Raw genomic sequence first — 14,311 nt, forward strand, 5'->3', positions numbered from 1 at the left:
GCATGACAAATCGCCGAAGACCTGCCTGGCAGATCACCCCGCTGATCGAAGATAGCGGTCTGTTTAAACGGGAAGTCCGCGATGTCGCGGTGGACTTGGTGCCGGTGTTTTCCCGCAACAACCGCAAGGATCTGGTGGTTGCCGGGATTGTCGCGCCCGGCACTGAGATTGAGGTGGTGTTTGCCGGTCGTCGCAGCCGCGATGCGGTGTCCCTGATTGACCGGATGAAACAGCTGCGGACCCATGGCCTGCGCCATGCCGACACCGGGCATCAGGCGATGGCTGCGCTGCGCAAGCTGCGGCTGGAGGTGCAGATCCGCGGCACCTGGCGGCTGCGGTTCGCGCGCGACGACAGTGGCTGGGAGGCGAAGAAATACCAGCTGATCGCCGCGCAGTGGGCCTTTCACGATCTGGACGGCTATCGGGTTTTGGCGGGCAGCCCCCCGGCTGAGCCGGAAACCACCCGCCGGATGCACGACCGCGCCCGCGCCGAGCGCGCCCGTCTTGCGGCGGCCCGCAGCCGCGTGGCAGAGACCCAGGGGCGCGACTGAGGCAGGTCCGAGCAGCGGCGCGTCCAAGGACCCGGAGGCCGGTGCGTCCACAAAGGGTTTGGCGCCCGCGCCACGGCTGGCGGCACAGGCACTTTGACAGGCAGGGCGGGTTCAGCCCGCTTTCTTGATTTCCACGCTGTGCGGGTAGGGGATCGAGATGCCCTTGGTGTCGAAGGCTTCTTTCACCCCTTGGGTGAGTGCGAACTTCAGTTCCCAGTAGTCCTCGGCCTTGCACCAGACGCGGGTGGACAGGTCCACCGAGCTGTCGTTCAGGTTGGTGACCCGCACCCAGGGCGCCGGATCCTGCAACACGCGCGGGTCGGCGTTGGCCTGTTCGAGGATGATCGCCTTGGCCTCCTCGGCGTTGTCGCCATAGTCGATGCCGAACACCATGTCGACGCGCCGGGTGGGGTGATGCGAATAGTTGGTGATGATCGACCCCCAGGCCTGGCCGTTGGGCACGATGATCTGCACGTTGTCGGGGGTGGCCAGCTCCGTCACAAAGAGGTTGAGATCCTTGACCGTGCCGGAGGTGCCGCCGATGTCGACATATTGGCCGATGCGGTAGGGGCGAAACAGGATCAGCATGAAGCCTGCCGCCAGATCGCTGAGCGTGCCTTGCAGCGCCAGGCCGATGGCCAGGGTGGCGGCGCCCAGCATGGCGACCAGGCTGGTGGCCTCGATGCCGAAGATGCCCAGCACCGCGACCAGTACGATCGCCAGCAGCACCCAGCGGACCGCGCTGGCGGCGAAATTGCCCAGCGTCGGGTCGATCTGCGGGGTCTTGTTGATCCGGTTGCGCACGGCGCTGCTGATCCAGCCGGTGGCAATCCAGCCAAGGATCAGCACCACAAGCGCCTTCACGCCGCTGACCACCAGCGGCCAATAGGCGCCCGCCTGTACCATCATCTGTTCCATATTCACTGTCCTGAATGATTTTGTCTGCGGCGAATGTTTCGGAAACCATCAGCCGTGGCAAGAGCGCCCAGCGGGGAAAGATTCTCGTCCGGCACCTCAACCACAGGTGGCGGCGCGGCAGAACATGTCGGCCAGGGTGCTGGCGCCTTATGCGCCGCAGGCGATCCTGCCCGGCCCAGCCGCCCAAAGGGATGCTGAGCTGTCGGAACACGCGGGCAAGATCGCCACCACAACCGTCAGTCCTCCGGTTGGCACCTGCCGCATGGGCGGCGGTCCGGCGGGGCGGGTGTCACTTCAACAGGTCGCGGGCGATGATGGTGCGCTGGATTTCCGACGATCCCTCGTAGATGCGGAAGATGCGCAGGTCGCGCAGGTAGCGTTCCAGCGGGAAATCGCGGGTGTAGCCGTAGCCGCCGTGAATTTGCAGCGCCCTGTCGGCAATGCGCCAGGCGGCCTCGCTGGCGTAGAGCTTGGCAAAGGCCGAGTCCGAGGAATACCGCGCGCCGGTGCCGCGTTTGCGGGCGGCCTGAAGCCCCAGCGCCCGCGCGGCCGCCAGATCGGTGGCGCTGTCGGCGAGCATCCATTGCAACCCCTGAAAATTGCCGATCGGCTGACCGCCGACCTCACGCTCTCGGGCGTAGGAGATTGCCGCATCCAGCGCCGCGCGGGCGATGCCGGTGGCCTGCGCCGCCACTTCGATGCGGCCGTTGTCCAGCACCTTCATCGCGGTGCGAAAGCCCGTGCCTTCCTCGCCCAACCGGTTTTCAGCCGGCACGAAACAGTCGAAGCTGACCGGGAACACATGGCCGCCGCGCAGGCCCATCGTCTCTTCGTGTTTGCCGATCTCGACGCCGTCGGTTTGGCTCGGTTCCACTACAAAGGCACTGACCCCGCGCGCGCCTGCATTGGCGTCGGTCTTGGCGTAAACCACAATGAAATCAGCGCCGCCTGCGTTTGAGATAAAGCATTTCGACCCCTTCAGCCGGTAGCCACCGCCATCGCGGGTCGCGGTGCTGCGCATATCAGCGGGGTTGGAGCCGGCCATCGGCTCTGTCAGGGCAAAGGCCCCCAAAGCTTCGCCGACGGCCGCGGCGGGCAGCAGGCGGCGTTTCAGCGCCTCGTCCGCACCCAGAAGCAGCGAATCCGTGGCCAGGAAATGCGCCGTGAGCATCGAGGCGGTGGAGCCGCAGGCGCCGGCAATAGCCTCAACCGCGCAGTAGAGCGCGGTGCCTGACAGGCCGATGCCGCCATAGGTTTCGGGAAGGTTCATGCCCATGATGCCCATCTCTGCCAGTGTGGGCAGGTGGCAGGTGGCGAACTGCGCCTTTGCGTCGATGGGGGCAGCGGCGGGGGCCAGAACCGCGGTGGAGACCCGTTCGATCTGATCGATGACGGCCTGTTCTTCGCTGTTCAGATCGCCGTTCATTTGGTGTCTCCTTGTTGTAAATGGTGCAGGATGTCCTGCGTATGGGCGCCCAAGGCAGGGGCCGGGTGCCGCTGGCCGCGCGTCGCGCCGCTGAAGTGGACGGGCTGTTCCGGCACGCTCAGCTCTCCCAATGCGGGGTGGATCACGGGGGAGGCCAGCCCGCGGGCCTGCGCCTGTGGCGAGGCCCAGGCCTGGGGCACGGAACACAGGGGCGCCGCCGGGATGCCCGCCGCGGACAAAATTGCCACCGCCTCCTGCGCGCTGTGGCGGGCGGCCCAGGTTTCGATGGCTTGCGCCAGTGCCGGTTCGTGCTGACGTCGCAGCGCATCGCTGGCAAAGCGGGCGTCCTGTGCCAGCGCGGGCGCGCCGATGGCCTCCGCGAAGCGGGCAAACAGCCGGTCGTTCAACACCGCAACGGTAAAGCCGCCGTCCGCGGCGGCATAGCTGCCGAAGGGGGCCGACAATGGGTGTTTGCTGCCGCTGCGCTGCGGCGTCTCCTCCGCCATCAAGGCGCGGCAGGCGGCCACCGGCATCATGGACACCAGCGCGTCAAAAAGCGCCAGATCCACGTGCCGTCCGCGGCCGCTGCGGCTGCGGTCGAACAGCGCCACCATTGCGCCGAAGGCGGCAAACATGCCGCCCGCCACATCCGCGAAGGCATCGCCTGCCATCATCGGCGGGCCGTCCGGCGCGCCGGTCATCTCCATCAGGCCGCTCATGGCCTGGATGATGATGTCATAGGCCGGCAGCATCCGGTTCGGGCCGGTCTGGCCAAAGCCGGAGACCGACACATAGACCAGTTGCGGGCAGGCGGCACAGAGAGTCTCGGCGTCGAGGCCAAAGCGCGCCATCACGCCCGGGCGGAAGTTTTCCACCAGCACGTCGCAGTCCGCCGCCAGTGCCCGCGCCGCCGCTGCGCCCTCGGCGGATTTCAGATCCAGCACGATGGATTTCTTGCCGCGGTTCACCGACTGGAACAGCAGGCTTTCGCCATCCTTGAACGGGCCGATGTGGCGATAATCATCGCCCGCGGGCGGCTCTACCTTGATCACCTCTGCGCCGAGGTCGGCCATCATCGCGGTGCAGTAAGGCCCGGCCAGAACGCGGGAAAAATCCAGAACCCGAACCCCCTCCAGCGGGCGGCGGTCGGTGGTGCCGTCAGTGTCGAACATGAAACCCCCATCAATTGTCTGATGTAGGTTAGCCGGGGTTTGGGTATATCTGGAAATACTGGGATGATATAAAGGGTATTCAATCTTGGATATACCGTTGAGCTTTCGCCAGATGGAGATTCTGCTGGCCGTGGCCGACCACGGCAGCACTGCGGCGGCGAGCCGGGCGCTGAACACCTCGCAACCTTCGGTGTCGCTGGCGATTGCCCGCTGCGAGGAGGTGTTTGGCCAGAAGCTGTTCGTGCGCCTGCCCGGCCGTGGCATGGAGCTGACGCCCTTTGGCCAGCACAAGACGGCGCAGCTGCGCGCGTTGGACCGGCAGGCACGCTGGGTGCTGAGCGGCGGTGAGGGCACGCCTGAGTTCCTGAACCTGGGCGTGTTTTCCACCCTCGGGCCGCGCTATGCGCCGCAGCTGGTGCGCCGGTTCACCGCGGCGCATCCGGATGCCGAGCTGCGCATTCTGGAGGGAGATTTGCAGACGCTGTTCGACTGGCTCAGCGAGGGGCGCATCGACTTGGCACTGATGTATGATTTTGGCGTTCCGTCAGATTTTGCCATCACCCCGCTGATGGCCGCGGAGCCTTATGCGCTGCTGCCGGCGGGGCACCGGCTGGCGGAGCAGGGCCGCGTCCGCGCCGAAGAGCTGGCGAAGGAGCCGGTGATCCTGATGAACCTGCCGCACAGTCGCGGCTATTTCCTGTCGTTGCTGCAAAACGCCCGCTATCCGGTGCGGGTGGCGCATGAGACCGGCTCGATCGAGATGCTGCGGTCGATGGTGGCGAACGGCTTTGGAGTTGGTTTGCTGGCGACGGATCTGCCGGAGGGGCGCTGCTATGATGGCGGCGCGGTGGTGCGGGTGCCACTGGCCGGGCAGCCGCCGCGGCATCAGATCGCGCTGGCGCAGCGGGGGGATGCGCTGAAGCGTCCGGTGGTGCGCGCCTTCTCGGCCTTTGCCACGGCGTTTTTTGCGCCGCGGGGCTAGGTGCGTCAGCCCAGCAGAAACAGCAGTGTCATCACCAGGCCGATGGCGGTGACAAAATGGCGGAGCAGATCGGTGCGGCGGATGCGGCGGCTGAACCGGGCGCCGACGTAGCCACCCAAGGCCGCGCTGACGGCCATCACCAGCGCCTGCTCCCAGGCGATCAGCCCGGCGGCGATGAACATCACCGCAGAGGCCAGCGACACCACCGCGGACAGCAGGTTCTTGAGCCCGTTCATGCCGTGCAGGTTGACGTAGCCGAGGAAGCCGAAGGCGGCCAGTAGCATGATGCCGAGGCCCCCGTTGAAGTACCCGCCATAGACCGACACCGCCGTGATCGCCGCGGTCGAGACGCCAACACCGGCGTCGCCTGCGCCACGATCACGGGCCAGCCGCAGCAAACGGGGGCCGAAGGCGAACATCAGCGTCGCCAGCAGCAGCAGCCAGGGCACCACCCACAAAAAGGTCTCTGCCGGGGTCACGATCAGCAGCATGGCCCCCAGCAGGCTGCCGACCGCCCCGGCCATGGCGATGGACCTGAGCGACAGCGCGCCCTCGGACTGCATGTCCTTGCGAAAGCCCCAGGCGCTGCTGAGGTAGCCCGGCAGGGCGGTCAAGGTGGCAGTGGCGTTGGCGCTGACTGGCGGGATGCCGACATGGATCAGGGCCGGCAGGCTGAGAAAAGTCCCGCCCCCCGCCACCGCGTTGAGCAGACCCGCCGCCGTGCCAGCCACGGCCAGAAGACACACATCGAACGGCGACATTGTCAGGAGACCTTGGGGGGGTGGTCCGGGCGGTCCTGATTCGCCGTGGCAGGAGGGTGTTGCAGGGCCTGGGTGGTGGCGCGTTCCAATGCACGCCGGGCCGTGCGGGCGGCCTCAAGATCGCGCAGGATCCGGGTTGCGGTTTCCTTGCCGGTCCGGGCAGCGGGCGCGGGCGGCACCGGCGCAGTCAACGGGGCCTGGGGTGACGTGGTCGCGCCAGCGGCTGCCGACGCAGAGTTTTCAAGCGGAGAATCCTGGGGGCACCGGGCCATGACGGGGTCCTTCAAGGTAGGGTCGCAGTCTGTTTGCCCGGATGCCGAAAGGTCTGCAAATTGGTCTGATTTTTCACGGCGTCGCGAAACGAAAAGGCCCCGCCGATGCGGCGGGGCCAGCGACGCCGGGTCAGACCGGCGCGGCTGATACGGAGGCGGGGTTACTGTTTCAGCGCCAGCTTGGGCGACAGAACGTCGATCCCCAGTGCCTCGCCCACGGCGTAGTAGGTCAGCTGACCGGCATGCACGTTCAGACCATTCAGCAGATGCGGATCGTCCTCGCAGGCCTGGCGCCAGCCCTTGTTGGCCAGGTTCAGCAGGAACGGCAGGGTGGCATTCCCCAGCGCCTGCGTGGAGGTGCGCGCCACGGCGCCCGGCATGTTGGCCACACAGTAGTGCATGATGCCGTCGACCTCGTAGATCGGCTCGGCGTGGGTGGTGGCGCGGGAGGTCTCGAAACAGCCACCCTGGTCGATCGCCACGTCTACCAGCACTGCGCCCGGCTTCATCTCGGACAGTTGCGCGCGGGAGACCAGTTTCGGTGCGGCCGCGCCGGGGATCAGCACCGCGCCAATCACCATATCGGCCTCGCGCACCAGCTCAGCCGTGGCGCCGGCGGTGGAGTACTGGTTCTTGAAGGTGCCGCCAAAGACGTCATCCAGGTACTTCAGCCGGTTCAGCGAGCGGTCCAGCACGGTGACATCCGCGCCCATGCCCGCGGCGATCTTGGCCGCGTGGGTGCCGACGACGCCGCCGCCGATCACCACCACCTTGGCCGGGGCCACGCCGGGCACGCCGCCCATCAGCACGCCGCGGCCGCCGTTGGCCTTTTGCAGGGTCCAGGCGCCGACCTGCGGCGCCAGACGACCGGCCACCTCCGACATCGGCGCCAGCAGCGGCAGCCCACCGCGGTCGTCGGTGACGGTTTCATAGGCAATCGCGGTGCAGCCCGACTCCAGCAGGTCCTTGGTCTGTTCCGGGTCCGGCGCCAGGTGCAGATAGGTGAACAGCAGCTGGCCCTGACGCAGCATCTTGCGCTCAACCGCCTGGGGTTCCTTGACCTTGACGATCATGTCAGCGGTGGCAAAGATCTCCTCGGCGGTGTCGATGATCACCGCCCCGGCAGCGGCGTAGTCCTCGTCGGTGAAGCCGGCACCGAGGCCGGCGCCTTTCTGAATCACGACCTCATGGCCGTTGTGCACAGCTTCGCGAGCGGCGTCCGGGGTCATGCCGACGCGAAACTCCTGCGGTTTGATCTCGGTTGGGCAGCCGATTTTCATGGGAACTCCTCCAGTGTCTATGGGGGCATTTTGCCGCAGATGACGCAAAATGTGCTACTTTTTTGAGCACAATAAAAACATGTCATTCGAAGAATCTTCGCGTATACCGGTTCACGGCAGCAAGGATCTTCGCGAAATGGCGTTAGACGAAACAGATCGTCGCATACTTTCGGTTCTACAGAAGCAGGGGCGCATTTCCAATGCGGACCTGTCGGAGCGGGTAAACCTGTCGGCTTCAGCCTGCCATCGGCGGGTGCAGCGGCTGGAGGCGGAGGGCTATATCCGTGAGTATGTTGCCCTGCTGGATGCGCGCAAGATGAATGTGCCGACCACGGTCTTTGTCGAGATCACCCTGTCGGGGCAGGCGGACGAGCTGCTGGACGCTTTTGAGAAGGCGGTGGCGCTGACGCCGGATGTGCTGGAATGCCACCTGATGGCGGGCACCGCCGATTACATCCTGAAGGTGGTGGCGGAAAACACCGACGACTTTGCCCGCATCCACCGCCAGCACCTGTCGCGGCTGCCCGGGGTTGCGCAGATGCAGTCCAGCTTCGCCCTGCGCACCGTGTTCAAGACCACGGCGCTGCCGGTCTGAGGTGTCGGGCGCCGGGGCGGGCGGCTTTTGCGCTTGAACCCGGCGGGTATTTCCGCTGTCCTTGGTGAACTGGATACGGCCGAACCACCGTGGAGCCTTGCGCCAAGCGCGGCAAGACACAAGGATGTCCCGTTCGGTGACATCAAGCCGTTACATGCCGCCCCTATGGGCGGTGTCTGTATGACCTGACAAGGAAGGATCCTGCCCGTGACCCGCGAATTTGAGACCGCTGCCCTGGACTGGCTGGAGGCGGAGCTGCAGGACACGCTGGACGAGGACATCGAGATCGAGTTCGCCGAGCCGATGCTGAGCCAGGAGATCCGAAAGATCTACCGCGAGCAGCACCCGGAGATGCTGGACCGGCGGGTCTATTTCCGCAACCTGCTGCGGTTGCAGGCAGAGCTGATCAAGGTGCAGGACTGGGTGCAGCACACCGGGGCCAAGGTCTGCATTCTGTTCGAAGGCCGCGACGCGGCGGGCAAGGGCGGCGTCATCAAGCGGATCACCCAGCGGCTGGATCCGCGGGTCGCCCGCGTGGTGGCGCTGCCCGCGCCCAGCCGCCGCGAGCAGAGCCAGTGGTACTTCCAGCGCTATGTGCCGCATCTGCCGGCCGCGGGGGAGATCGTGCTGTTCGACCGCTCCTGGTACAACCGCGCCGGGGTGGAGCGGGTGATGGGCTTTGCCAGCGGCGATCAGGTGGAACAGTTCTTTCAGGACGTTCCCGAATTTGAACGGATGCTGGCGCGGTCAGGCATCATTCTGCTGAAATACTGGTTCTCGATCACCGACGAAGAGCAGCAGCTGCGCTTCATGATGCGCATTCACGATCCGATGAAACAGTGGAAGCTGTCGCCGATGGATCTGGAGAGCCGGATCCGCTGGGAGCAGTACACCAAGGCCAAGGAGGAGATGTTCGCGCGCACCAACATCCCCGAGGCGCCCTGGTTCATCGTCGAGGGCAACGACAAGAAGCGCGAGCGGCTGAACTGCATCGAGCATCTGCTGACCAAGATCCCCTATGAAGAGGTGCCAAGCGAGAAGGTCGATCTGCCGGACCGCGAATACAACCCGGATTATGAGCGCCGCGTGCTGCCGGATGAGCTGTACGTGCCCAAGATCTACTGACGCAAGGGGTGGAACGAAAAACGGGCGCGCCAGTGCGGCGCGCCCGTTCCCGGTCTGGTCCCCGGTACGGATCAGAACAAGAAGTCGTCTGCCTGTAGTTCCTGCTCGGTGAGTCCCGCGAGCAGCAGCGTGTCGCCGTCGGCATCGGTGATGCGCAGCCCGGCGCTGCTTTGGCTGACGTGGTTGGCGATCAGATCGCCATAGCTGGAGATCCCGTCGGCCGCGCCCAGGTCGATGCGCTCGCTGGTGGCACCGGTGTCGAAATCTTTCACGGTGTCGTCGCCTTGGCCAAAGACGAAGAGGTCGGCGCCATCACCGCCCTTGAGCTTGTCATTGCCGGAGCCACCGTCCAGCGTGTCGCGGCCCTTGCCGCCCCACAGCCTGTCATTGCCGCGACCGCCTTCCAGCGAATCCTGACCGCCGCCGCCCCAGATGCGGTCGAAGCCGCGGCTGCCTTGCAAATCATCGCCGCCCTGATGGCCGCTGATGGTGTCATTGCCGCCGCCGCCGCTGAGCGCATCGTTGCCGCTCAGGCCGTTCAGCTGGTCGCGGCCGCTGCCGCCGCTGAGGCTGTCGCTGCCGGTGCTGCCGCTGAGGGTGTCATTGCCGGCCAGGCCTTCAAGACTGCCGGCGCTGTCCAGGGAAAGATTGTCGTCGCCAGCGGTCGCGATGCCGACCGGATCAGCGCCCGTGGTGCCACCTGTATTGCCACCTGCGCTGCCACCTGTGTTGCCGGTATCCAGAGCGACCGCGGCGCTGGTTTTGGCGAAGTTCTGGGTCACCATGACGGCGTCCCAGCCATTGAAGTTGCCCTGTTCGATCCCGATGCCGATGAGCTCGACATTGGATTTCAGGATATTGGCGCGGTGGCCGGGGCTGTTCATCAGGGATTCGTGCAGGTCGACCACGTCGTCGGCCAGGCCGGGGGCGCCGCGGGAGCTTTGCCAGGCGATGTTTTCCGCCCAGGTCCAGCCGCCTGAGAACTGAAAGCCCGCATCTTCCATGCGGTCGCCGGCGCTGGAGCCGCCTGCGCCGCTGTGGGAAAAGACATCCTGCTGCAGCATCCAGGTGCTGTGATCTTCGGCCGATTCGTTCAGGCGCAGCTCCAGCTGCACCGGGTCCAGCCCGTGCGCCGCACGTTCGCCGTTGATAAGGTCGAGCATCTGACGCTCGAGTTCGCTTGCCTGTGACATCAGGTCCTGCTCCGAGAAAAATGGGGCCGTCTGAGCGGCAGTGGCCCCATCGGTTAACGGAATTTTAAGGCGTGAAAAGGGCGCGACCGTGACAGGGTTAATAGTGGCGGGCCTCTGCCCGAAGCGGTCGGCGGGATACGCGGAAACCCGCGCGCCATCCGCACGGTCGCGGGTGGGGCGGGTGTTTGCGGCGCGCCGCTGCCGATGCCGGGCGGATTGCAGCCAACCCGCAGCAGCGGCGTCTGCGGTGGCTTGCGGACGTGCGGTGCCGGGTATCGCAGCAGGACAACGGCGGGCCTGGTCGGAAGTTTACCTGGGGCAGTGGGGCTAACGTCGAGCGTTTATGGCGACCAGCGCGGCCAAAGGCGTACGGACAGCCGGGTGCCAGCTTGGGGGGGGAGCTGGCACCCGGTATTTCAAGACCCGAGACCGGCATGGCCTTGCGTGCAGGGGCAAGGCTGGCGCGATATTCGGTGGGGGGGGCGCCAGATCCGGGGTCGTCGAGCCGGGTGTTCCAGTCCCGGCAGGCGGGGCCGTGAGTAGGGAAACGCATCAAGCTGGCCCTGCCGTACATCCTTTTTAGCAGAACCTTAGGGAACAATACACCTTAAAGATGAGTTTGTTGTATTTTTCACGCTTTACCTGCGAAGCGACGCCATCGTTAGGGGCAGGATCAGCCGAAGGCCGTGCGCCAAACGGGGCATGCTTCAGCCCAATGAGGGCGACGGATCCTGCCGCCCGGTCTGCGCAAGATCCTGTCTAAAAAGACAAACCCCCGAGGCGGGGCCGCGGGGGTCATCTGGTTTTGAAGTGGCTGACCCGAGGGCCTGCCTAGTGCTGTCCAAAGCTGGAGAGCGAGGCGTGCTTAGAGCAGACCTTCGCGCTGGGCTTTCTTGCGTGCCAGTTTACGGGCACGACGGATCGCTTCAGCTTTCTCACGCGCTTTTTTCTCGGACGGTTTCTCGAAATGCTGCTTGAGCTTCATTTCACGGAAAACGCCCTCGCGCTGGAGCTTCTTCTTCAGGGCACGAAGCGCCTGATCGACGTTGTTGTCGCGAACACTAACCTGCATGTGGTTTTCACCACCTTTCTAAGTTTGAGTTGCAAGGAATTGCAGGAAGCCGCCGTATAGCAAAGTGCCTTCAGATTGTCTAGTACGGTATCAGGACGCTGCCAGCGGGAGGGTGACATGAGCCGGGACCACGATCACGCAGAAGATCACGCGCAAGAGGACATCAAGGAAAAGCTGTTGGATGCAGCCTTGTTGCATGTGCCGTTCGACGGCTGGTCCGAGGCGACCTTTCGCGCGGCCTGTCGGGACGCGGCCGTGCCGGAGGTCCTGGCGCATGCGGTCTGTCCGCGTGGCGGGGTGGATCTGGCGCTGGCCTATCACGCGCGGGGCGATTCGCAGATGCTGGCTCGGCTGGCGGCGGCGGATCTGTCTGCCTTGCGCTTTCGCGACAAGGTGATCGCGGCGGTGCGCTTCCGGCTGGAGGTCGCCAGCGACAAGGAGGCGGTGCGCCGTGGCACCACCCTGCTGACGCTGCCGCAATACGCCGCTGACGGGGTGAAGGCGATCTGGGGCACCTGCGATCTGATCTGGGAGACGCTGGGTGACGGTTCGGACGATCTGAACTGGTACACCAAGCGCGCGTCCCTGGCGGGGGTCTATTCCGCCACGGTGCTGTACTGGCTGGGCGATGACAGCCCGGGGCACCAAGCCACCTGGGATTTCCTGGAACGGCGGATCGAAAACGTGATGGATTTCGAAAAGCTGAAGGCCGGGTTGCAGAAGAACCCGCTGCTGAAGCCGCTGCTGGCCGGGCCGAACTGGCTGGCCGAGCAGATCAAGCCGCCCAAGGGTCAGGACGATCTGCCGGGCTCGGTCACCCCGCGGCGCTAAGGCGGCGGGCGCCCGCCTTTTGCGATAGGCGGGCACCAGACCGAATGCTAGGCAGGGGCAAGGATCAGGAGGATTTTAGCCGATGACACAGATGATGCGCGCAGTGGAGATCACCAAACCCGGCGGGCCGGAGGTCTTGCAGCTGTGCGAGCGCCCGGTGCCGCAGCCGCGCCACGGCGAGGTGGTGATCAAGGTGGCCTATGCGGGTGTGAACCGTCCCGATGCGCTGCAGCGGGCCGGGGCCTATGATCCGCCGAAAGGCGCCAGTGATCTGCCGGGGCTGGAGGCCGCGGGCGAGGTTGTTGCGGTGGGCGCGGGCGCCGAGGACATTGCCGTCGGCGACCAGGTCTGCGCGCTGCTGCCCGGCGGCGGCTATGCCGACTATGTGGCGACGCCCGCGGCGCATTGCCTGCCGGTGCCTGCGGGGCTGGACCTGAAACAGGCGGCCTGCCTGCCGGAGACGTTCTTTACCGTCTGGTCCAACGTGTTTACCCGCGGCGGTCTGCGGGCGGGGGAGCGGTTCCTGGTGCACGGCGGCTCCTCCGGGATCGGCACCACCGCGATCCAGTTGGCGCGGGAATTCGGCGCGCGGGTGTTTGCAACCGCCGGGTCCGAGGATAAGTGCCGGGCCTGCCTGGATCTGGGGGCGGAGCGGGCCATCAACTACCGCGAGGAAGATTTCGTCGAAATTATGCGCGCTGAGGGCGGCGCCGATCTGGTGCTGGACATGGTCGGCGGCGACTATATCCCGCGCAATATCAAGGCGATGGCCGACGACGGGCGGCTGGTGCAGATCGCCTTTCTGCAGGGGCCGAAGGTGGAGCTGAACTTTGCCCAGATGATGACCCGGCGGCTGACGCTGACCGGGTCCACCCTGCGGCCGCAGAGCGATCTGGCCAAGGCGCGGATCGCGCAGGACCTGCGCCAGAAGGTCTGGCCGCTGCTGGAGTCAGGCCGCGTGGCGCCGGTGATGGACAGCGAGTTTGCGCTGGAGGACGCCGCCGCAGCGCATGCGCGGATGGAGACCTCAACCCATATTGGCAAGATCGTTCTGAAGGTCGGCTGAGGGCGGTTGGCACGTCGACAGGCCGACGGTTGCGTCGGCCTGTCTATGTATGCCGCACCGGGCGCGTCGGGTGCGCGCCGGGCTATACCACCGCCCGGCGATAGAGATGCCAGGTGGCGTGTCCCAGCACCGGCACCACCACGATCAGGCCGGCCAGCAAGGGGATCGCACCAATTGCCAGCGACACGACAACGATCGCGCCCCAGGTCAGGCACACGCCGGGGTTTTTGCGCAGCACCCGCATCGAGGTCGCGACTGCCACCGGCAGCCCGACGTGACGGTCCAGCAGCAGCGGAAAGGACACCAGGCTCATCGCCAGCGCGGCCAGGGCAAACAGCGCGCCCACCAGCCCACCGCCAATCGCCATGATCCACCCCTCGCGGGTGGTCAGAACGGCATTGGCAAAACTGCTGATTGAGGCGGGCGGCTCCGGGCCGAGGGTGCGGCTGTAGATCATGTCGGCGGCGACCAGCCACAGGATGAACAGGGCCGCCAGATACAGCCCCAGGACCACGATCGCCCCGAATGAAGGCGAGCGCACCACCGCCAGCGCATCCATCCAGCGCGCCTCCAGTCCGGCTTCTCGGCGGGACGACATCTCATAAAGCCCCACCGCGGCCACCGGCCCGACCAGGGCAAAGCCCATGATTGCGGGCACGATCAGCGGCAGCAGGTTCATTGACAGGCTCATCACGATCATGGCCAGGCCGATCAGCGGGTACATCAGCACCAGGAACATCGCGTCGCTGCGGCACGCGGCAAAATCTTCTATTCCCTGACGCAAGGCGTATCTGAGGTCCGTCAGCGTCAGCCGCTGCACCTGCGGCTGGCTGCGCACCCTGTCGCTGCCCAGTTCCTCAACGGTGCGGCCGACATGCGTGCCGGTGGCTTCGGCGCCTTGCAGGAGCCAGCTGAGCGGGTTTCCGATTGTCTTAGCCATGGCTATACCTCCTCGCTGACCAGACGGACGTGCCGTTCGGGCGGGGCCAGCGACGGCACGCAGTCTAATACTAGCACGATTTCGGAAAATATCCGCAGCAACAATTGGCAAACGTGCCTGGCGGCCC

General features: G+C 65.7%; 15 protein-coding genes. 6 read left to right on the forward strand and 9 right to left on the reverse strand.

Annotated features, from left to right (window positions below):
* Window positions 1-2: 2 nt before the first annotated feature.
* Window positions 3-551 (forward strand): hypothetical protein, encoded by a 549-nt coding sequence (locus AC0IPL_RS12800; protein WP_474274907.1) that lies wholly within the window; start codon window positions 3-5, stop codon window positions 549-551.
* A 111-nt stretch (window positions 552-662) separates the two neighbouring features.
* Here AC0IPL_RS12800 and AC0IPL_RS12805 read toward each other — a convergent pair whose 3' ends face one another.
* The 3 genes from AC0IPL_RS12805 to AC0IPL_RS12815 all read right to left on the reverse strand — a co-directional run bounded on the left by AC0IPL_RS12805 (window position 663) and on the right by AC0IPL_RS12815 (window position 4,067).
* On the reverse strand, window positions 663-1,469 hold the full coding sequence (locus tag AC0IPL_RS12805; protein WP_474274908.1) for a mechanosensitive ion channel family protein: 807 nt from the start codon (window positions 1,467-1,469) through the stop codon (window positions 663-665).
* A 289-nt stretch (window positions 1,470-1,758) separates the two neighbouring features.
* On the reverse strand, window positions 1,759-2,895 hold the full coding sequence (locus tag AC0IPL_RS12810) for an acyl-CoA dehydrogenase family protein (protein ID WP_474274909.1): 1,137 nt from the start codon (window positions 2,893-2,895) through the stop codon (window positions 1,759-1,761).
* The gene (locus AC0IPL_RS12815; RefSeq protein WP_474274910.1) at window positions 2,892-4,067 is read right to left on the reverse strand and encodes a CaiB/BaiF CoA transferase family protein; all 1,176 of its coding nucleotides are present in this window, start codon (window positions 4,065-4,067) and stop codon (window positions 2,892-2,894) included. Before AC0IPL_RS12815 ends, AC0IPL_RS12810 begins: the two co-directional genes overlap by 4 nt.
* A gap of 85 nt (window positions 4,068-4,152) precedes the next feature.
* On the opposite strand from AC0IPL_RS12815, the gene AC0IPL_RS12820 reads away from it, so the two are divergent.
* Window positions 4,153-5,049, forward strand: coding sequence for a LysR family transcriptional regulator (locus tag AC0IPL_RS12820; RefSeq protein ID WP_474274911.1), 897 nt, complete (start codon window positions 4,153-4,155; stop codon window positions 5,047-5,049).
* A 5-nt stretch (window positions 5,050-5,054) separates the two neighbouring features.
* Here the strand turns inward: AC0IPL_RS12820 and AC0IPL_RS12825 are convergent, their stop codons facing one another.
* The 3 genes from AC0IPL_RS12825 to ald all read right to left on the reverse strand — a co-directional run bounded on the left by AC0IPL_RS12825 (window position 5,055) and on the right by ald (window position 7,362).
* The gene (locus AC0IPL_RS12825; protein ID WP_474274912.1) at window positions 5,055-5,810 is read right to left on the reverse strand and encodes a sulfite exporter TauE/SafE family protein; all 756 of its coding nucleotides are present in this window, start codon (window positions 5,808-5,810) and stop codon (window positions 5,055-5,057) included.
* A gap of 2 nt (window positions 5,811-5,812) precedes the next feature.
* Complete coding sequence (locus AC0IPL_RS12830; RefSeq protein ID WP_474274913.1) at window positions 5,813-6,082, reverse strand: hypothetical protein; 270 nt, start codon at window positions 6,080-6,082, stop codon at window positions 5,813-5,815.
* 161 nt (window positions 6,083-6,243) lie between these two features.
* Entirely contained in the window at window positions 6,244-7,362 is a 1,119-nt protein-coding gene (gene ald / locus AC0IPL_RS12835) for an alanine dehydrogenase (protein ID WP_474274914.1), read from the reverse strand.
* Between the two features lie 136 nt (window positions 7,363-7,498).
* On the opposite strand from ald, the gene AC0IPL_RS12840 reads away from it, so the two are divergent.
* Both AC0IPL_RS12840 and ppk2 read left to right on the forward strand, forming a co-directional pair.
* Window positions 7,499-7,957, forward strand: coding sequence for an Lrp/AsnC family transcriptional regulator (locus AC0IPL_RS12840; protein WP_222454736.1), 459 nt, complete (start codon window positions 7,499-7,501; stop codon window positions 7,955-7,957).
* Between the two features lie 207 nt (window positions 7,958-8,164).
* Window positions 8,165-9,082, forward strand: coding sequence for a polyphosphate kinase 2 (gene ppk2, locus AC0IPL_RS12845; protein WP_474274915.1), 918 nt, complete (start codon window positions 8,165-8,167; stop codon window positions 9,080-9,082).
* A 71-nt stretch (window positions 9,083-9,153) separates the two neighbouring features.
* On the opposite strand, the gene AC0IPL_RS12850 is transcribed toward ppk2, so the two are convergent.
* Window positions 9,154-10,275 (reverse strand): CAP domain-containing protein, encoded by a 1,122-nt coding sequence (locus AC0IPL_RS12850; protein WP_474274916.1) that lies wholly within the window; start codon window positions 10,273-10,275, stop codon window positions 9,154-9,156.
* Window positions 10,276-11,140: 865 nt separating this feature from the next.
* Window positions 11,141-11,347 (reverse strand): 30S ribosomal protein S21, encoded by a 207-nt coding sequence (gene rpsU / locus AC0IPL_RS12855; RefSeq protein WP_005614280.1) that lies wholly within the window; start codon window positions 11,345-11,347, stop codon window positions 11,141-11,143.
* Between the two features lie 117 nt (window positions 11,348-11,464).
* On the opposite strand from rpsU, the gene AC0IPL_RS12860 reads away from it, so the two are divergent.
* Both AC0IPL_RS12860 and AC0IPL_RS12865 read left to right on the forward strand, forming a co-directional pair.
* Window positions 11,465-12,178, forward strand: coding sequence for a COQ9 family protein (locus tag AC0IPL_RS12860; protein ID WP_474274917.1), 714 nt, complete (start codon window positions 11,465-11,467; stop codon window positions 12,176-12,178).
* A gap of 82 nt (window positions 12,179-12,260) precedes the next feature.
* A complete protein-coding gene (locus AC0IPL_RS12865; RefSeq protein ID WP_474274918.1) occupies window positions 12,261-13,244 on the forward strand; it encodes an NAD(P)H-quinone oxidoreductase in 984 nt (327 codons plus the stop codon).
* Window positions 13,245-13,326: 82 nt separating this feature from the next.
* Here AC0IPL_RS12865 and AC0IPL_RS12870 read toward each other — a convergent pair whose 3' ends face one another.
* The gene (locus tag AC0IPL_RS12870; protein WP_474274919.1) at window positions 13,327-14,184 is read right to left on the reverse strand and encodes a DUF2189 domain-containing protein; all 858 of its coding nucleotides are present in this window, start codon (window positions 14,182-14,184) and stop codon (window positions 13,327-13,329) included.
* Window positions 14,185-14,311 lie beyond the last annotated feature (127 nt).

Source organism: Leisingera sp. SA32 (assembly GCF_056033425.1).

What these genes read in the sequence shown, in the direction of transcription:
- AC0IPL_RS12800 (WP_474274907.1), top strand. Translation starts at nt 3, where the DNA reads ATGACAAATCGCCGAAGACCTGCCTGGCAGATCACCCCGCTGATCGAA.
- AC0IPL_RS12805 (WP_474274908.1), bottom strand. Translation starts at nt 1,469, where the DNA reads ATGGAACAGATGATGGTACAGGCGGGCGCCTATTGGCCGCTGGTGGTC.
- AC0IPL_RS12810 (WP_474274909.1), bottom strand. Translation starts at nt 2,895, where the DNA reads ATGAACGGCGATCTGAACAGCGAAGAACAGGCCGTCATCGATCAGATC.
- AC0IPL_RS12815 (WP_474274910.1), bottom strand. Translation starts at nt 4,067, where the DNA reads ATGTTCGACACTGACGGCACCACCGACCGCCGCCCGCTGGAGGGGGTT.
- AC0IPL_RS12825 (WP_474274912.1), bottom strand. Translation starts at nt 5,810, where the DNA reads ATGTCGCCGTTCGATGTGTGTCTTCTGGCCGTGGCTGGCACGGCGGCG.
- AC0IPL_RS12830 (WP_474274913.1), bottom strand. Translation starts at nt 6,082, where the DNA reads ATGGCCCGGTGCCCCCAGGATTCTCCGCTTGAAAACTCTGCGTCGGCA.
- ald (WP_474274914.1), bottom strand. Translation starts at nt 7,362, where the DNA reads ATGAAAATCGGCTGCCCAACCGAGATCAAACCGCAGGAGTTTCGCGTC.
- AC0IPL_RS12840 (WP_222454736.1), top strand. Translation starts at nt 7,499, where the DNA reads ATGGCGTTAGACGAAACAGATCGTCGCATACTTTCGGTTCTACAGAAG.
- AC0IPL_RS12850 (WP_474274916.1), bottom strand. Translation starts at nt 10,275, where the DNA reads ATGTCACAGGCAAGCGAACTCGAGCGTCAGATGCTCGACCTTATCAAC.
- rpsU (WP_005614280.1), bottom strand. Translation starts at nt 11,347, where the DNA reads ATGCAGGTTAGTGTTCGCGACAACAACGTCGATCAGGCGCTTCGTGCC.
- AC0IPL_RS12860 (WP_474274917.1), top strand. Translation starts at nt 11,465, where the DNA reads ATGAGCCGGGACCACGATCACGCAGAAGATCACGCGCAAGAGGACATC.
- AC0IPL_RS12865 (WP_474274918.1), top strand. Translation starts at nt 12,261, where the DNA reads ATGACACAGATGATGCGCGCAGTGGAGATCACCAAACCCGGCGGGCCG.
- AC0IPL_RS12870 (WP_474274919.1), bottom strand. Translation starts at nt 14,184, where the DNA reads ATGGCTAAGACAATCGGAAACCCGCTCAGCTGGCTCCTGCAAGGCGCC.